Origin of the sequence: Nodularia harveyana UHCC-0300 (assembly GCF_034931085.1) — a bacterium.
GTDB lineage: Bacteria > Cyanobacteriota > Cyanobacteriia > Cyanobacteriales > Nostocaceae > Nodularia > Nodularia harveyana.
In genome coordinates this window covers 42,142-54,251 of record NZ_JAYGHG010000032.1, presented here as the reverse complement: position 1 = coordinate 54,251, position 12,110 = coordinate 42,142, and the positions used below count along the sequence as shown (strand labels likewise).

The 12,110-nt window shown below is 43.3% G+C and carries 18 protein-coding genes and 2 pseudogenes; 1 reads left to right on the top strand and 19 read right to left on the bottom strand.

Features of this window, described 5'->3' with window-relative positions:
• The 3 genes and pseudogenes from VB620_RS16955 to VB620_RS16945 all read right to left on the bottom strand — a co-directional run.
• Positions 1-103: pseudogene (locus VB620_RS16955) on the bottom strand (transposase); the annotation flags it as partial.
• 74 nt (positions 104-177) lie between these two features.
• Positions 178-819: pseudogene (locus tag VB620_RS16950) on the bottom strand (type IIL restriction-modification enzyme MmeI); the annotation flags it as partial.
• A gap of 167 nt (positions 820-986) precedes the next feature.
• Complete coding sequence (locus tag VB620_RS16945) at positions 987-1,349, bottom strand: helix-turn-helix domain-containing protein (protein WP_323197325.1); 363 nt, start codon at positions 1,347-1,349, stop codon at positions 987-989.
• A gap of 198 nt (positions 1,350-1,547) precedes the next feature.
• Here VB620_RS16945 and VB620_RS16940 point away from each other — a divergent pair, with 198 nt between their 5' ends.
• On the top strand, positions 1,548-1,994 hold the full coding sequence (locus tag VB620_RS16940; protein WP_323197324.1) for a hypothetical protein: 447 nt from the start codon (positions 1,548-1,550) through the stop codon (positions 1,992-1,994).
• An 8-nt stretch (positions 1,995-2,002) separates the two neighbouring features.
• On the opposite strand, the gene prfA is transcribed toward VB620_RS16940, so the two are convergent.
• From prfA to rplR, 16 genes are all read right to left on the bottom strand, one after another.
• Complete coding sequence (prfA, locus tag VB620_RS16935) at positions 2,003-3,100, bottom strand: peptide chain release factor 1 (protein ID WP_323197323.1); 1,098 nt, start codon at positions 3,098-3,100, stop codon at positions 2,003-2,005.
• A gap of 96 nt (positions 3,101-3,196) precedes the next feature.
• Positions 3,197-3,436: a 50S ribosomal protein L31 gene (gene rpmE / locus VB620_RS16930; protein ID WP_323197322.1), complete on the bottom strand. Its 240-nt coding sequence runs from the start codon at positions 3,434-3,436 to the stop codon at positions 3,197-3,199.
• Between the two features lie 102 nt (positions 3,437-3,538).
• On the bottom strand, positions 3,539-3,955 hold the full coding sequence (gene rpsI, locus VB620_RS16925; RefSeq protein WP_323197321.1) for a 30S ribosomal protein S9: 417 nt from the start codon (positions 3,953-3,955) through the stop codon (positions 3,539-3,541).
• Positions 3,955-4,413 (bottom strand): 50S ribosomal protein L13, encoded by a 459-nt coding sequence (gene rplM / locus VB620_RS16920; protein ID WP_323197320.1) that lies wholly within the window; start codon positions 4,411-4,413, stop codon positions 3,955-3,957. The genes rpsI and rplM overlap by 1 nt, the downstream gene beginning before the upstream one ends.
• A gap of 12 nt (positions 4,414-4,425) precedes the next feature.
• Complete coding sequence (gene truA, locus VB620_RS16915) at positions 4,426-5,313, bottom strand: tRNA pseudouridine(38-40) synthase TruA (RefSeq protein ID WP_323197319.1); 888 nt, start codon at positions 5,311-5,313, stop codon at positions 4,426-4,428.
• Positions 5,314-5,373: 60 nt separating this feature from the next.
• Positions 5,374-5,724 (bottom strand): 50S ribosomal protein L17, encoded by a 351-nt coding sequence (gene rplQ / locus VB620_RS16910; protein WP_323197318.1) that lies wholly within the window; start codon positions 5,722-5,724, stop codon positions 5,374-5,376.
• Between the two features lie 35 nt (positions 5,725-5,759).
• Positions 5,760-6,707: a DNA-directed RNA polymerase subunit alpha gene (locus VB620_RS16905; protein WP_323197317.1), complete on the bottom strand. Its 948-nt coding sequence runs from the start codon at positions 6,705-6,707 to the stop codon at positions 5,760-5,762.
• A 265-nt stretch (positions 6,708-6,972) separates the two neighbouring features.
• The gene (gene rpsK, locus VB620_RS16900; protein ID WP_006196721.1) at positions 6,973-7,368 is read right to left on the bottom strand and encodes a 30S ribosomal protein S11; all 396 of its coding nucleotides are present in this window, start codon (positions 7,366-7,368) and stop codon (positions 6,973-6,975) included.
• Between the two features lie 54 nt (positions 7,369-7,422).
• Positions 7,423-7,803: a 30S ribosomal protein S13 gene (rpsM, locus tag VB620_RS16895; protein WP_063873734.1), complete on the bottom strand. Its 381-nt coding sequence runs from the start codon at positions 7,801-7,803 to the stop codon at positions 7,423-7,425.
• Positions 7,804-7,916: 113 nt separating this feature from the next.
• On the bottom strand, positions 7,917-8,030 hold the full coding sequence (gene rpmJ / locus VB620_RS16890; RefSeq protein WP_006196723.1) for a 50S ribosomal protein L36: 114 nt from the start codon (positions 8,028-8,030) through the stop codon (positions 7,917-7,919).
• Positions 8,031-8,146: 116 nt separating this feature from the next.
• Positions 8,147-8,371 (bottom strand): translation initiation factor IF-1, encoded by a 225-nt coding sequence (gene infA, locus VB620_RS16885; RefSeq protein WP_006196724.1) that lies wholly within the window; start codon positions 8,369-8,371, stop codon positions 8,147-8,149.
• A gap of 209 nt (positions 8,372-8,580) precedes the next feature.
• Complete coding sequence (locus VB620_RS16880; protein WP_323197328.1) at positions 8,581-9,135, bottom strand: adenylate kinase; 555 nt, start codon at positions 9,133-9,135, stop codon at positions 8,581-8,583.
• A 5-nt stretch (positions 9,136-9,140) separates the two neighbouring features.
• Positions 9,141-10,454 (bottom strand): preprotein translocase subunit SecY, encoded by a 1,314-nt coding sequence (gene secY / locus VB620_RS16875; RefSeq protein WP_323197316.1) that lies wholly within the window; start codon positions 10,452-10,454, stop codon positions 9,141-9,143.
• Between the two features lie 71 nt (positions 10,455-10,525).
• On the bottom strand, positions 10,526-10,969 hold the full coding sequence (gene rplO / locus VB620_RS16870; RefSeq protein ID WP_323197315.1) for a 50S ribosomal protein L15: 444 nt from the start codon (positions 10,967-10,969) through the stop codon (positions 10,526-10,528).
• Positions 10,970-11,052: 83 nt separating this feature from the next.
• Positions 11,053-11,577, bottom strand: coding sequence for a 30S ribosomal protein S5 (gene rpsE, locus VB620_RS16865; RefSeq protein ID WP_006196728.1), 525 nt, complete (start codon positions 11,575-11,577; stop codon positions 11,053-11,055).
• A 170-nt stretch (positions 11,578-11,747) separates the two neighbouring features.
• Positions 11,748-12,110: a 50S ribosomal protein L18 gene (gene rplR, locus VB620_RS16860; RefSeq protein ID WP_323197314.1), complete on the bottom strand. Its 363-nt coding sequence runs from the start codon at positions 12,108-12,110 to the stop codon at positions 11,748-11,750.

Here is a 12,110-nt window from a genome sequence, read left to right as displayed (position 1 = left end):
AACGGATACTCTTGTTGCGAACAAATTGAGCGGTTCTAATCGCTTCATAAATAGCAGTGTATTGAGTTGTTTTCCCTTTGGCTTTGAACTCTAAGACAATCATTTTACGTGGAAAACTTATACGCAAAGAATTATATCATATAAAAGTTGCCGTAAAACGGCGAGGCTTTAGACCCCGTTTTTTGGTAAAAGTTGTCTATCTTCCGCAAACATCGCCAGCACGCATTGCAAAATAAAACGCTGTGCTGTCAACTTGTCAATTTCCCGCTTCTTTCCGTTCTTTTCCAGTTCCAGCAGCAATTCACCCATGCGACGCGCCGCTTTTGCTGTCACTTCTACTTGGTTATTATTAAAAATAGGAGTTTTATTACCAAACTCCATAAATGCAAAGGCTCCCGCCCTTTCTGGCAGTTGTTCCAGAGATATTTTATCTACGGGTGTATCTAACTGAATATCAAAGTCAAAAATCCAAAACTCGTCAAAATTGCACAACAAAACATAACGCGGACGGTCTGGTACTAAGCGTGTCCAATAATCAAAAGCCTGGGAATAATGCTTACTCAAATCCTCCCCCCGCTTCTTCATCTCAATTAATACGCGGGGTTTCCAGACCAAATCAGCAAAACCAGTTTTACCCGTCTTGCTGGCTTTTTTTATCGCTTCCTCATAACTCGCCCCAGCTTCCAGCGCCCCTTCATGCCCAAAAGCCCGAAAAAAGCGGTCTAAAAACGTTTGCGCTTCTTTCTTTTCCTGTCCCTTGATGTGCTGGTGACAAAAATTGACAAACTTATTCAGACTTTCAGGTGTCGCTGCTGCCATTTTTATTTGGGAATTGCCCTAAGTACCTTTAGCAATTTCCATGTTATATATCAATCAACAAAAATGGGGTAAAAAACTCTGCTTAAAGCAACTTTTTCAAATACAAAATCAACCATTCTCATCTCTAACTCTCTGCGTCTCTGCGCCTCTGCGTGAGAAAAAATCATCTAACTAGCCTGTGCCTCATCCTCAGAGGTTTCCACCACATTTGCTAATCTATTAGCCGCAGCTTGAATAATCTCTGCTACTTGACTCAGAGGCATATATTTAATTTGTCTCAGAATTACACTTAAATCTGAGGTTTCTTGTATTGGTTCGCCATTTAAGCAGGTGAGTAACTCTTCAAATGTATAACCTGCTCTTGCGGCTATTTTCGCCAAATATTCAGTATCTGGCACATTGACACCTTTTTCCCACAACTGAACAGCAGTAGCAGAAACTCCCAACAGCTTGCCAAAGGAGCGTTGGCTCATGGAACCACGAGCTAATTTGATGATTTCTACAAGTTTTTCTCTGCTTTGAATTTTCACTGCTGATATAGCTAGGCAATTGTATTTACAAATTTAATAAATAATAACATTATACTTATGTATTGACAAGGTTTATTGTCGATGATATTGTGTATAATAGTGTGCTAATTACATCTACCAATTTCTATTCTAACTTTTAAATAACGACGCAGCTAGAGTTTTAAGCTTTGCTGCCAATCAAATCAAGGGTGCATCATCATGTTTAGAAGTTCACGCCGGATGAGAAAATATCGCCGCCCAGGAACAAATCTCATAGGCTCTGGTAAGATTGAACCAAATACATGGAATATTTCCCATGCAGAAGTGAAAGAAGCTCTGCAAGTTAAAGGTTACAACGTTAAGGAAGTGAAAACAATCACCCATCTCAAGCATCAGGTGTGTATTGCCTACTGGGATGCAAACGGTAATATTTGCAGCAGCTTTTTCAGCTATCGGATTTTTGCCCGTTGGCAAATAGAAGTGGAAAAAATAATTTACTACTGTCCAAATCTTCTGGAATGGAAGCGGTTAAATCGCATTATGCGGTACGAATTTGCATATTATAATTATCTGCATGAAATGGCAGAACTACTGAGAACGGCGTTAGAAAACCGCTTATGTGTCTTAAATGCTACAGAACAACTAGCGGTTTTCTCTGATAGTTAAAGCAAAAGTTAGTTAGAGCTAGAAGTTGCTAACTCTGCTAGTCTTTCCTGCTGGTCTTGAGAGATACAAGATTGAATCAGGGTTTCTAATTCACCTTCCAAGACAGGATTTAGTGAATAATTCTGTCCTAGACGGTGGTCTGTGGCGCGGTTATCTTTATAGTTGTAGGTACGAATCTTTTCTGATCTTGATCCTGTACCAACTTGCGATCGCCTCATGGAGGTTACAGCATCTTGTTGTTCGCTTAACTTCATTTCGTACAGTTTGGCTCGCAGGATTTGCATCGCCCGTTCTTTGTTTTGCAACTGGCTACGTTCTTCTGTACAGAAGATTCGGATACCTGTGGGTTTGTGGAATAAGTCAGCAGCCGTTTCCACTTTATTGACGTTTTGTCCACCAGCACCACCAGAACGAGCCGTACTCATTTCAATATCTTTGGGGTCGATGTGAATTTCTACATCATCTACCTCTGGCATAATTGCTACTGTAGCAGTAGAAGTGTGAACCCTTCCCCCAGCTTCGGTTGCAGGTACACGCTGGACGCGATGGACTCCGGCTTCAAATTTCAACTGGCTGTAAACACTGTCACCTTGAATTTCCAGGATTACTTCTTTAAAGCCGCCCATTTCACCCGGTGACTCGCTCACCAGTTTGACTTTCCAACGTTGAAGTTCCGCATAGCGGGTGTACATCCGCAGTAAGTCGCCAGCCCAAATACTCGCTTCATCGCCGCCAGTTCCAGCGCGAATTTCCAACATGATGTTTTTATCATCATTGGGGTCGCGGGGTAACAGCAATACCTTGAGGCGAGCTTCTAGAGCTTCTAGTTTTTCTTCTAATTCGTTTACTTCCAAAGCTGCCATTTCGTGCAGTTCTGGATCACTGTTGGCCTCTTTGTATACCTGACGCGCTCCTGCTAATTCTTCTGTAGCAATCTTCCAAGTTTCGTAGGTATTGACTACCTCCTCTAAAGAGGAACGAGACTTGGCGATTTTTTGATACTCATCAGGATTGCTAGCAGTATCAGGGTCAGCCAGACGACGGGTTAATTCATGAAAGGTTTGTTCAACAGATTTGAGTTTATCTAGTAGGTATGATTCAGCCATAATGCGATCGCTCCTTAAAAATAACAAATTGGCTCGCCCAAAAATGACAATCGACCCAGCAGTTGCAGGGTCGTCGTTAACAGCAGAGCCAAACTGCTACTTTTCTTGGGCTTCTTCGGTGGCTTGAGTGCTGCTCATACCGTATTTACGCAAGAAGCGTTCAACTCGACCCTCAGTGTCAATTAGCTTCTGAGTACCAGTATAAAAGGGATGATTTCCAGACCAAACGTCTACGTGCAATTCTGGCTTAGTAGAGCCAATGGTCATGACAACTTGACCGTTACAGTAAACTTTAGCTTCTGGATACCATTCGGGATGAATATCAGGTTTAGCCATGATTTTTGTCGTGAACCTATATCAATTATAACTTTTAGATGAAAATGGGAAGTGAGAATTTTAGACTTTGGATCAGACTACAATCCAAAATCCAAAATTGACTTAACGTTTGGAGTACTGAGGAGCTTTCCGGGCTTTGTGCAAACCATATTTTTTCCGTTCTTTGGCACGGGGATCTCTAGTTAGGTAGCCCTCGGTTTTCAAAGGTGGGCGGTTATCTGGGTCGAGTTGGCAGAGAGCGCGAGCTACTCCTAAACGAATAGAATCAGCTTGTCCTGTCAAGCCGCCACCTTCAGCTTTCACTAAAATGTCATATTCGTTTTCCAATCCCAGAGTTTCTAGAGGGTTTCTAATCACTCCCAGGTAGTTGGCGTTGAATTGAAAGTACAATTCGCCATCTTTCCCGTTGACTGTCAATTTACCTTCACCGGGAACCAATCTCACCCGTGCTACTGCGGACTTGCGACGACCAGTTCCCCAGTATACGGCGCGACCGCTATTGCTATCTGCTACTACCATTAATTTTCTGCTCCAGGAATTGTATTGATGATTAGTTCTTTGGGTTTTTGCGCTTCGTGGGGATGGGTTGGCCCTGCGTAAACCTTGAGTTTGGTAAATAACTGTTTACCCAAACTACTTTTAGGCAACATACCTTTAACGGCTTGTTCTAATATCCGTTCTGGTAGGCGCTGTTGCAGTTTGGCAAAGGTTTCTGTTTTCATTCCGCCGGGACGGCCTGAATGGCGACGGTATAGTTTTTGGCTACGTTTTTTACCTGTAACTGCTACCTTTTCGGCGTTGATGACAATTACAAAGTCACCTGTGTCCATGTGGGGGGTAAATTCGGGTTTCTTTTTGCCTCTGAGAATCATGGCGATTTCAGTAGCCAAGCGGCCAAGGCGTTTATCTGTGGCATCTACTACGTACCACTCACGCTCAAGGGTTGCTTGAGGAGGAAGGTATGTTTTTGTTGTCATTAGAGTTTTGTTTTACAAGAGTGGTGTGGAATTGAGGTAAACGGTTTCTGTTTGGGGATATTCCCTGGGAATAGTTGGAAAAACTAACTTGGGCTGGGTTTCGTACCAAATCTCTGGGGAAAAAGGAAAATCTGGATAGCCTACTCTTAACAAACACAAACCCTGGGGCGGGGCGGCGTATTTGACTTGTTCTCGGCGTTCTTGTTGCCAAAGTTCGGTAAAGCTAGCAAGTGCAAGTTTACCTGAGCCTACCTGTGCCAGCATCCCTACCAACAGCCGTACCATGCCATACAAAAATCCATTTGCCTGAATTTCAATATGAAGAAATGGCCCACTACGATGACATTCTGCTGCTTGCACCTCTACCCAAGAATGCGATCGCTTGGAACCTGCACGGTGAAATGCGGCCAAATGATGCTTCCCCATCAAGGGTTCGAGGGCAGCTTGGATTAAGTATTCATCCAGGGGTGCATAATAATAATGCCAACTGAAGGGTCTAGCGAACAAGTTCGGTCGATCTTCAGTGTATATCGTGTAACGATATCGGCGATAGGCAGCACTAAAACGCGCGTGCCAATGATTATTTACAGCAGCTGAAGCCCTTATTAGTATATCTTGAGGCAGATAACTGTTAAGGATTGATGCCCACTTGTGAGGTGGGATTAATCCTGTGGCTTCAAAATGGGCTACTTGAGCAGCTGCATGAACTCCAGAATCGGTTCGCCCCGCACCATGTAGAGTCACATGATCACCAAGAACAGTAGCGATCGCTATTTCAATTTCTTCTTGAACTGTACGATGCTGCTTTTGTCTTTGCCAGCCGTGAAAATGAGTGCCGACGTATTGAATTACGAGGGCGACTCGATGGGTTTGGGTAGGAACCGATTGGCTTTCTAACATACAGATTTTGTCTATTGGTATCTATCTTTGTCATTAACCAATGACTGATGAACCAATGAACTAAACTAGCTCGATGATTGCCATTTTTGCCTGATCTCCACGACGCGGCACGGTATGCAAGATGCGGGTATAACCGCCGTTACGATTACCATACCGAGTCTGAGCTTGCTCAAATAAAGCATGAACTAATTGCTTGTCATAGATATAACCTAGAGCTTCCCTACGTGCTGCCAAGGAGCCGTTTTTAGCTAGGGTAATCATTTTATCTACTTCACTACGCACGACTTTAGCTCGGATTAAAGTTGTAGTGATTCGACCATGACGAATGATCTCTGTGGTCAACGCTCGCAAGAGGGCGCGACGTTGGTCAGCTGGTTTACTGAGTTTTTTAACTCGACAACGGTGACGCATAATAATGGACTATGAATTAGTAAAAGTTTGTCGCTCTATGTGTGTTTAGTGCCTCTTTCTTGGGGCAAGGTAATGCCTAAACGACGCTGTAAGGCTTCAACTACCTCTTCTGCTGATTTTTGACCAAAGTTTTTAATTTCTAACAAGTCTTCTTGAGTGAAATCTAATAAGTCGGCCACAGAATTAACTTGTGCGCGTTTGAGACAGTTATAAGCCCGCACAGAAAGTTGCAACTCTTCAATGGGAATTTGGGCGGTGGGGTCGTCTGGGACTTCCGCGCCTGTTTCCGTTGGCTCCAGTGAAATATCCTTCAATGGATTGAATAGATCTACTAGAATACCAGCTGCTGAGGATAGTGCTTCTTGAGGAGAGATACTACCATTTGTCCAAACTTCCAACAGTAGTCTGTCTTTGGTAATTGAACTTTCCCCACGTGCTTCTTCCACACTATAGTTAACTTTCCGCACTGGCATAAATACCGAGTCGATTTGCAGAAAGTCTAAGGAAGTTGCTTCTTCTCGTCCTCGCTCAACTGTGCGATACCCTTTACCTTTCTCAATCCGAAATTCCATTTCCAGTTTGCCACCTTCAGCTAGGGTAGCGACATACTGGGTTTGGTCTATGACTTCTACTTCGCTGGGTAAGTCAAAATGAGCCACAGTAACTGTTGCTGGCCCATTAACGAGTAATCTACCAATCTGGGGTTGAGAAGAGTAGCTTCTGAGGATTACTTCCTTCATTTTCATGAGGATTTCCAGCACATCTTCCCGTACACCCGGAACTGTCGCAAACTCGTGACTTACACCGGCAATTCTCACTGCTGTAACTGCTGTCCCCTCTAGATTCGACAGTAAAACCCGCCGCAGCGCGTTGCCAACTGTTATCCCTTGACCACGCTCTAGAGGTTCCAGCACAAATTTACTATAATGGCTACGACTTTCCTCTGTATTAGACTCTACACATTCAATTTGAAACTGCGCCACGGATTAGCCTCCCTTCTTTAAGGTGCTGCTAGCAGGCAAATCATTGCCTCCCCAATTTACTTTTTTCCCTAGCTTTCGCTAGGTAGATTCAACTACCAGTTTTTTATGGCAGTCTAATTTGATCACCCTATTTAGGAGAGATCATTATTTATTTTGGTTGTTCTGAAGTTTAGCAGCCCTCCCTACTGGAAGAGCTGACTTGCTTCTCGTTGCTCAAGCCATCAAGAAAAGTTTGTAGACTCAAGGACTAACAAACAGGTTGCATTTAAACTCGGCGGCGTTTAGGTGGACGGCAACCGTTGTGAGGAATCGGAGTGATGTCCCGAATCAGTGTAATTTCCAGTCCTGCGCCTTGAATTGCCCGAATAGCGGTTTCTCGACCTGCTCCAGGGCCACTTACCATGACTTCAATTTGGCGCATCCCTTGATCCATTGCTCGACGGGCTGCACTTTCAGCTGCGGTTTGTGCGGCAAAGGGAGTTCCCTTTTTTGCTCCCTTAAAACCGCTAGAACCAGCACTGGCCCAGGAAATAACATCCCCATTTTGGTCGGTAATGGTGACAATGCTATTGTTGAAAGTAGACTGGATATAGGCCATACCGTTGGGTACGTTGCGCTTCTGCTTTTTGCTCCCGCCTTTTTTAGTTGGTTGTCTTGCCATATTTGTTTAGTTAATCTAAGGTAAAACTTGCTTTGATCAGCAAGAGTTGAAAGTTTATTTCCCTGGAGCCTTCTTCTTACCAGCCACTGTCTGCCTTCTCCCTCGACGGGTTCTAGCATTAGTCCGAGTTCTTTGACCTCTAACTGGTAAGCCCATGCGGTGACGACGACCACGGTAGCAACCAATGTCAACTAAGCGCTTGATGCTCATGGCTTCTAAGCGTCGTAAGTCACCTTCAACTTGATAGTTGCTTTCGATTTCGCCGCGTAGAGCTGCTACGTCAGCATCACTTAGGTCTTTAACGCGGGTATCTGGGTTTACACCGGTAGCGGCTAAAATTTCCAGAGACCTTGTTAACCCAATTCCGTAGATATAAGTCAGACCAATTTCAACGCGCTTATCGCGTGGAAGGTCTACTCCCGAAATACGTGCCACAATTAATTTCTCCCTATCGTTATCGCAGTTACTATGGCAAAGGCGTGATTAATTGCCTTTGTAGCCTTTAATGGTGATTAATCTGTGTTTTCACTCTTTGATGTGTCAGAGTGTTAGCCTTGACGTTGTTTATGTTTGGGATTTACGCAAATCACCATAACGCGACCGCGACGGCGGATCACGTTACATTTTTCACACATCTTCTTGACTGAGGCTCGAACTTTCATGCCTTTTTTAATTGACTCCAAATAGTAAATTATAGCATTTTTAGGGAAATTAATTCAGTTAAGTAATTGAGTAGAACCCAAAAAGATGGTTTTATGGTAAGATTTTCGAAATATAACTATTTTTTCCGCAGTCTATAAGTGATTCTGCCTTTTGAAAGGTCGTAGGGAGTTAACTCAACTTTGACGCGATCGCCAGGTAAAATCTTGATATAATTACGGCGAATCTTACCAGAAATGTGTGCCAGGACATTAAATCCATTGTCCAAATCAACGCGAAACATCGCATTCGGCAAGGATTCAGTGACAGTGCCTTCCATTTCAATCAAATCTTGCTTAGACAATTTGTTTTTTCCTCAATTCAACAATCTCCTATTTATCCAGTTGCAGTAATTCATCTGCAAAAGAAAATATTTCGAGAAATATATCAACAGTTTATTAATATATCTTAGCTAAAACTGTCCTGCATCTTGCCCTTATGGAAGAGAGACACTATTAATCGCGTCTATACTGAGGAGTTAACACGGATGTTAACTCCCTTCTACTCAGAAGTCTATGAAGTGACGATTTTTTGCAACTCATTAGTGACTTTCTCTTGGGACTGATCTCCATTGACCGTAATCAATTGTTGGCGATCGCGGTAATATTCAATCAATGGTGCAGTTTCATTGCGGTAAACGTCTAGACGGTGACGAATTACCTCTTCGGTATCATCTTTTCGTCCTCTAGCTAGTAAACGTTCTACTACAACATCATTTGGAGCATCCAAATTAACTACTCTTTCGCCACCCTGATTAATTTCTGCCAACAATTTTTCGAGAAACCCTGCTTGTGTGACTTTGCGAGGAAAACCATCAAGAATCCAACCAGACTTCACATCTGCTTGAATAAGACGCTCCTTTACTAAGTCCTGCACCAACTGGTCAGGAACTAAATCGCCGTTATTGACATAACTTTGAGCCTTAATCCCTAAAGGTGTTTGCTCTTTCATAGCTTGTCTTAATATTTCCCCTGTAGAAATATGGGGAATATTCAAGTCTTCAGCCAAAACTTGAGCTTGAGTTCCTTTCCCAGATCCAGGTGGTCCCAAGAAAATCAATCGAGTCACTGTCACTATTGTTTCACCATTCCTTCATAACGCTGAGAGATAACATAAGTTTGCACTTGTTTAGCAGTATCAATTGCCACACCCACTAAAATCAATAAAGAAGTAGCACCCAATCCTCTAAAAGTTGGTACTCCTAAAGCACTTTCCACAGCAGTAGGGATAATAGCAACAAATCCCAAAAATATAGCGCCTAGAAAAGTTAGTCTATTAATGACTCGCTCAAGATACTCACTTGTAGCTTTTCCTGGACGAATACCGGGAATACTAGACCCCATTTTCTTCAGATTCTGGGCTACATCAACCGGGTTAACAATCAATGAAGAATAAAAATAACTGAAGAAGACAATTGATACTAAGTAAACCAGAGCATAAACCCAAGCTCCAGAACCCCCAGGACTGAGATAAGTATTGACAATGTTGGCTATTTCTGGATTTTTAGTGAAATTGGCGATTAATAATGGCAAACTCAAAATTGCTGCCGCAAAAATAATTGGCATTACGCCTCCGGAATTGAGCCGCAGGGGTAAATAACTCCGTTGTTCTGCCAATACTCTCCGACCTACTTGGCGACGAGCTGAAATAATCGGGATGCGACGGATGCCTTCTTGAACGAAAACAATCCCGACAATTGTGGCTAGAAATACTAATACCAGAACAATAACGCGACCAACAATTTCTCTACCTCCCACTTGCACCAAATCAATGGTATCGCCTAAAGCTTTAGGTAATGAAGCTACAATATTGACAAAAATCAACAATGATGCACCATTACCCAGTCCACGTTCTGTAATTAGTTCTGATGCCCACATAACAAACATTGAACCAGCCGTCAGAGCGATCGCTGTTTCTGCGATAAATGCTATACCTGGATTCAAAGCAAACCCATTGAGGAAAATTGCGGAAAAAGCAACACTTTGAATAGTTGCCCACACTACAGTTACATAGCGTGTAATTTGGGAAATCTTCCGCCGACCTTGCTCACCTTCATTTTTTTGTAAATTTTCTAAAGATGGAATTGCAGCAGTCAGCAATTGGATAATAATGGACGCATTAATAAATGGCAAAATCCCCAACGCAAAAATTCCCAATGTGGAAAGTCCCCGTCCAGAGAATATATCCAATAAACCGAAGACGGCATTATTACCTGCTATTGCTTCGGCGAATCTGGCTCTATCAAGCCCAGGTACCGGCAAATATATACCTAGACGAACCAAAATTAAAATACCGATGGTGACAAGCAGCCTACCTCTCAGGCCAGCTGCTTGCGCCATCTGCATAAAAGTTTCTTGAGCCGTTGGGGCTTTTTCTCGACTGATCATAGAATGCTACCTCTATAGTGAACCAGGCGATGGCAGCGATAAGAGATGCAAAGTGCGCTTTTCCGGCTCACTTATAAAACTTCGCAACTACCACCAGCTGCTTCAATTTTGCTACGAGCTTGTCCTGTGAAAGCTGCTGCTTGTACCTTTAGGGATACATTCAATTCGCCATTGCCCAAAATTTTCAATGGACCCTTAGCAGCAGTAAGGATTCCTGCCTCTCTGAGAGAAGTCAAAGTTACTTCTGTATTAGCAGGAAGGGAAGCTAATTTCTCTACATTGATCGTAGTATAAATTTTCCGATTCACGACCGGAAAGCCCTTTAGCTTAGGTACTCGGCGGTACAATGGTTGTTGACCACCTTCAAAACCTGGTCTGGTACCGCTACCAGAACGAGATTTTTGACCTCTCATCCCTAAACCAGCGCTAGCGCCTTGTCCTGCAGAAATACCCCTAGCTACCCGGCGGCGGCGTTTTTTAGAACCTTTTTGGGGCTTAACATCGTTGAGTCTCATGATGTAATTAGTAATTGTTTAGACGTTCACTATTGAGTGATGACTGTTCACTGTTGACTAACAACCGTCAACTGTCAACCATTCTAAATGTAGAGTTTTTCAATAGGAATACCTCGGTCTTCTGCCACTTCAGAAAGAGTACGTAGTGTAGATAAGGCATTCACTGCGGCTCTAGCATTATTTAGTGGATTGTTGGAACCGAGTTGCTTGGCCAAGATGTTACGAACCCCTGCTAATTCCAGGACAGTCCGAACAGCTCCACCAGCAATTACCCCTGTACCTGGTGCAGCAGGACGCATCATGACCTTAGCACCGCCACCCACACCATCAATAGGATGAGGAATGGAATTGGATTTAGTCATAGGGATATCAATCAGATGTTTTTTACCATCGGCTACGCCTTTTTTAACAGCACCGATGACATCTGAGGCTTTACCCACTCCGACACCAACTTGACCACGTTCATTACCGACTACAACAATCGCTCGGAAGCTAAGTTTCTTACCTCCCTTGACGACTTTGCTCACCCGACGGATTTGGATGACTCGCTCTTGCCAGGTAGTTTCTTCTTTTTTTGTGCGGTTCGCTTTACGACGACCAGTTGCCATAATCAAATGCTCTCTATTAGTCAGTTGTCTTTTGTCCTTTGTCAGTTATCTTTTGTCCTTAGCCAATGACTAATGACTAATGATTTACCCTGTTTACCCTGAGCATAGCTGTTCTGTTAGAGTAGCCGTTTGCGTAGCATCCCGAAGGATAGGGCTAATGACTAATGACTTTAGAAATCTAAACCAGCTTCGCGTGCTGCATCAGCGAGGGCTTTGACACGACCGTGATATAAGTTGCCACCGCGATCAAAGACTACTTGAGTAATTCCTTTTTCTAACAATCGCACTGCGATCAACTTACCAACTTGAGCTGATGCTTCACAAGTAGCACCTGTAGCTGAGTTAGATTTCAACTCTGGTTCAACAGTCGAAGCTGCTACTAGTGTATGATGCTGAGTATCATCAATTACTTGAGCGTAAATATGTTCGTTGGAACGAAATACGGCTAAACGCGGGCGTTCTGCCGAGCCTTGCACTTTACCACGAACACGCCGATGCCGACGCTGTTTTGATTCTCTACGAGTAAGTTTCAT